Source organism: Zhongshania aquatica (assembly GCF_027257955.1).
GTDB classification, from domain to species: Bacteria; Pseudomonadota; Gammaproteobacteria; order Pseudomonadales; family Spongiibacteraceae; genus Spongiibacter; species Spongiibacter aquatica.
The window spans coordinates 1-1,290 of the sequence record NZ_JANZNQ010000083.1 but is presented as its reverse complement, the minus strand read 5'-3'; the positions used below and the strand labels follow the sequence as shown (position 1 = coordinate 1,290).

Annotated in this window: 1 protein-coding gene; it reads left to right on the top strand. The window is 51.5% G+C overall.

Translation table 11 applies throughout. The features are described from left to right. The first annotated feature begins 102 nt into the window (after nt 1-102). The gene (locus O9X78_RS20700; protein ID WP_269621585.1) at nt 103-1,137 is read left to right on the top strand and encodes an IS110 family RNA-guided transposase; all 1,035 of its coding nucleotides are present in this window, start codon (nt 103-105) and stop codon (nt 1,135-1,137) included. Nucleotides 1,138-1,290: the final 153 nt, after the last annotated feature.

The following is a 1,290-nucleotide window of genomic DNA, read 5'->3' as shown; positions in this document are numbered from 1 at the left end:
GTAAGCAATGGGATGGACTCCTCCTCACCCTAGCAATGCGGCGTCAATGCGCCAGAATGGTAAGTGTCAATTTGCCATTCAGAAGATGAGGAGAAGCCCTATATGAACATTACAAGAGTTGGAGTAGATATCGCAAAATCTGTTTTTCATGTTCACGGTGTTGATCGGCATGAAAAGACTCAATGGCAAGTCAAGCTCAAACGTCATGAGTGGCTTGATATGCTCTGTCAGCGCGTACCAAAAGGAGCCGAGGTTGGAATGGAAGCGTGCGCTTCTGCCCACCATTGGGGGCGAGAGCTACAGCGGCGGGGATACACCGTTAAACTGATTGCGGCTCAGTTCGTGAAGCCCTACGTAAAAAGTAACAAGAATGATCGTGTCGATGCTGAAGCAATCTGCGAAGCCATGGGGCGACCTGGAATGAGGTTTGTTGGCATTAAAACGGTCAAGCAGCAAGATATTCAAGCTGCCCACCGGGTGCGAGAGGAGCTTGTTGGTCAGCGTACGGCCAAGGCAAATCAGATTCGAGGGTTAGTTGGCGAATACGGCGTTATCGCACCGATCGGCATCAATAAGCTTCGGCAAGCATTGCCCCAATGGCTTGAAGATGCGGAGAATGGTTTGACCGATGAGTTTCGAGTTTTACTGGCCGAACTCTCCAACGATTTGAGGCACCTTGATCACCGCATAGCCGATCTTGATACCCGAATTGAGCAGTCAGTTAAAACCGATCCGGCGGCACGTCGCCTATTGGATGTGCGTGGTGTTGGCCCACTTACCGCTAGCGCTCTTGCCGGTGCGCTCGGAGACGGCCAAGCGTTCAGGAAGGGTCGCGACTTTGCAGCCTCGCTCGGCCTTACTCCACGTCAACATAGTACCGGTGGCAAGGAGAGATTGCTGGGTATCAGTAAACGAGGGGACAGCTACCTGAGGAAGCTGTTGGTTCACGGCGCCAGGGCCGTCATTCGGCATGCGAAGGATCGAGATGACGGGCTGAGCCAATGGCTAAATGCGTTAAAAGCGCGTAAGCATGTAAATGTTGTAACAGTCGCACTGGCAAACAAGACGGCGCGAATCGCGTGGGCAATTGTTCACGACGAAGCGAGCTATGAGCCGATGTTAGCGGCATCCAGATAATCTGAATATTAGAAGATTAAATAGAAGGATAATTCACCACGATTGCAAAGCATAATGTTTGATGGCGAACAGGTTGAACCGATGTCGGAAAAACCCAAGTTTGAGCGTAGAGCTGACAGCTCGTGTAAGCGATTGGGAGCCGGCGTGCGAATA

What these genes read in the sequence shown, in the direction of transcription:
- O9X78_RS20700 (WP_269621585.1), top strand. Translation starts at nt 103, where the DNA reads ATGAACATTACAAGAGTTGGAGTAGATATCGCAAAATCTGTTTTTCAT.